2 protein-coding genes and 1 pseudogene are annotated in these 3,220 nt (G+C 71.6%); all 3 read right to left on the minus strand.

Features of this window, described 5'->3' with window-relative positions; translation table 11 throughout:
* Positions 1-254 (minus strand): RsmD family RNA methyltransferase (locus RMO85_RS07315; RefSeq protein ID WP_310528047.1); only part of this gene is annotated, 254 nt, incomplete at its 3' end.
* A 7-nt stretch (positions 255-261) separates the two neighbouring features.
* Entirely contained in the window at positions 262-2,469 is a 2,208-nt protein-coding gene (locus RMO85_RS07320; protein ID WP_310528048.1) for an ATP-dependent DNA helicase RecG, read from the minus strand.
* Positions 2,470-3,220 (minus strand): annotated as a pseudogene (locus tag RMO85_RS07325) (Dak phosphatase); the annotation flags it as partial.

Genomic DNA, 3,220 nt, shown 5'->3' on the forward strand with positions numbered 1-3,220 from the left:
GCGATCAGGGCTGCGGTCTTGCGGTCCTGCTCGACGAACGTCACGACGCCTGCCCCGCGCGACCAGGCCTCGAGGCCGACCGCGCCGGAGCCGGCGTAGAGATCGAGGAACCGCAAGCCGTCCAGCGAGCCGCACCACGCCTCGACGGCGGAGAACAGCGCCTCGCGCACCCGGTCGCTGGTCGGGCGCGTGGTCATCCCGCGCGGGGTGACCAGGCGTCTGCCACCGGCCGCTCCCCCGATGATCCGCGTCATTCGGGCCTCATGACTTGTCCATGAACTCGGAGTGCTGGGAGGCCTCGATGTCGGCGACCGCTGCCGCGAGGGTGGGGTACGGCGCCAGCTCGGCGTCCTCGGCCAGCAGTTCGTCGGCGGCCTCCCGAGCCCGGATGATCGTCTTCTCGTCGCGCAGCACGCGCAGCGCGACCAGGCTCGACCGGTTGCCCGACTGGCTGGCGCCGAGCACGTCGCCCTCGCGACGCTGCTCGAGGTCGACCCTGCTGAGCTCGAAGCCGTCGGTGGTCGCCGCGACGGCGTCGAGACGCTCGCGGGCCGGGGTCGCGGCCTCCGCGCGCGACACGAGCAGGCACAGCCCCGGCAGGCCGCCTCGGCCGACGCGGCCGCGGAGCTGGTGGAGCTGGCTGACACCGAAGCGGTCGGCGTCGAGGAGCACGATGGTGGTGGCGTTGTGGACGTCGACGCCCACCTCGATCACGGTGGTCGAGATGAGGACGTCGATCTGGCCGGCCGCGAAGGCGCGCATGGTGCGCTCCTTCTCGTCGGGGGTCAGCCTGCCGTGCAGTTTCGCGGTGCGAAGCCCCTGCAGCGCTCCCCCGGTGAGCTCCTCGTGCAGGTCCTCGACGGCGGCGAGCGGCACCTTCTTCGTCGTGACCTCGCCGTCCTCGTCGACGTCGAGCTGGTCGCTCTCGCCCTCTTCCAGGGTGTCGCCGCTGATGCGGGGGCAGACGACGTACACCTGATGGCCCTTGCCGACCTCCTCGCGCACCCGCTCCCAGACGCGGCCGATCCACTGGGGCTGGTCGACGAGTGGCACGACATTGGTCTGGATCGGAGCGCGGCCCGCCGGCAGCTCGGTCAGCACCGAGGTCTCGAGGTCGCCGAAGACGGTCATGGCCACGGTGCGTGGGATCGGGGTCGCAGTCATCACCAGGACGTGGGGTGGCGAGCCGGCCTTGTCGGTCAGCGCGGCGCGCTGCTTCACCCCGAAGCGGTGCTGCTCGTCGACGACGACGAGACCGAGGTCGGCGAAGGCCACGGAGTCCTCGAGGAGAGCGTGGGTGCCGATCACGATGCCAGCCTCCCCACTTTCCATCAGTCCAAGCATGTGATCCTTGGCGGCCTTCGACATCGACCCGGTGAGCAGCGCCACCGAGGTCCCGTCGGCGGCGCCGCCGAGCATCCCGCCCTGTGCGAGATCCCCGAGCATCGCCGTGATCGAGCGGTGGTGCTGCTGCGCGAGCACCTCGGTCGGCGCCAGCAGCACGGCCTGGCCTCCCGAGTCGACCACGCGGAGCATGGCCCGCAACGCGACGAGCGTCTTGCCGGAGCCGACCTCGCCCTGCAGCAGTCGGTTCATCGGGTGCGGTCGGGCGAGCTCGGCCTCGAGCCCGTCCCCGATCTCTCGTTGGCCGGCGGTGAGAGTGAAGGGCAGCCGCTCGTCGAACGCTGCGAGGAGTCCCCCGCCGCCGGTGCGCGACTGGGCGCCCAGCGCGCGCTGGGCCGCTCGCCGCCGGGCGAGCACGAGCTGCAGGACGAGCGCCTCCTCGAAGCGGAAGCGTCGCTGTGCGGCACCGGCCTGGGCGTAGTCGTCGGGACCGTGCACCAGCCGGAGCGCTGTCATGACGTCGAGGACGTCGTAGCGCTCCCGCAGCTGACGGGTCAGCATGTCGGGCACGTCGGTGACCAGGTCGAGCGCCCCCCGGATCACCTTGATCAGGTCCCAGACGTAGAGCTTGTTGGTGAGCGGATAGACCGGCAGCAGCTTGCTGAGGGTCTCGTCCTCCCCCTCGCCGTCGCCGAACATCAGCTGGTGCGGCGCTTCGAGCTGCCAGCTGCCGTTGAAGACCTTGGCCTTGCCGGTGAAGAGCCCGCGGCTGCCGGGGGCCATCTGTTCGACGTACGAATTGGCCTGTCCGGCATAGGGGCTGAAGAACGACAGCGAGAACGACGGCCCGTTGGTGCGGATCCGGACCTCGGTGCGGAACTGGGTCTTGCGTCCGCGCTGGAAGGGCTTCACCACACTGCTGGTCACCTCGCCGACGAGCGACAGCAGCTGGCCGACCTCGGGCGTGCCCACCTCGGAGAGCTCGGTCGTCTCGACGTAGCGACGGGGAAAGTGCCGAAGCAGCTGCCCCACCGTGGTGATGCCGAGGCCCTCCTCGACGAGCTTCCGCTTCGGGGAGCGTCCGAAGACGCTCGCCACCGGCGACTCAGCAGTGATCGCGACCATTCACTCCACGCTCACCAGCAGGGGGTAACGCTCCTGGCCTCCGTCGTAGACCGTCACGTCGACCGCGGGGTGCGTGGTCTCGACGTACGCCGCAGCGCTGGCCGCCATCTCCTCGCCCCCGGTGCCCGCGACGATCGTGACGAGCTCGCCGCCACCGCCGAGCAGACGCTCGATGACGTCCACGGCCACGGTGTGGGCGTCCTGGCCGACGATCGCGAAGTCGCCGGCGATGACGCCGAGCACGTCCCCCGGCTCGCACGGCCCGGCCATCGTCATCGCCTGCTTGGCGGCGACCGTGACGGCGCCGTGTCGGGCGTGGCGGGCGGTCGCCGTCATCTCGCGGACGTCCTGGTCGAAGGTGCGGCCCGGCTCGTGGACGGCGATGGCGGCCAGGCCCTGGACCTGGGCCTGGGAGGCGATCACCTCGACCCGGATCCGGCCGTCCTCCTCCGCGGTGCGCGCCGCGATCTCGGCGACCCGGATCGAGTCGGCGTCGTTGGGGAGCACGACGACCTCGGCGGCGCCAGTGGCCATGATCGCGTCGAGGATCTGGCCGGTCGAGGGTCGCCGACCGGGGCCACCGAGGACGACGACGGCGCCGGCCTCCTCGAAGAGCGCGGCGAGACCCGGTCCGGCGGCGACGGCCACGACCTTGCGGCCCGTCGCGGGCCGGTGGGCCTCGCGGTTCTCGGCGATCTGCTCGGCGAAGTGGGTGACCCGGACGCGGTAGGGCCGGCCGGCCTCTATGCCG

Source organism: Nocardioides sp. (assembly GCF_031422975.1).
Lineage (GTDB): Bacteria > Actinomycetota > Actinomycetes > Propionibacteriales > Nocardioidaceae > Nocardioides.

Coding starts and splice junctions, on each gene's coding strand:
- RMO85_RS07320 (WP_310528048.1), bottom strand. CDS start 2,469: ATGGTCGCGATCACTGCTGAGTCGCCGGTGGCGAGCGTCTTCGGACGC.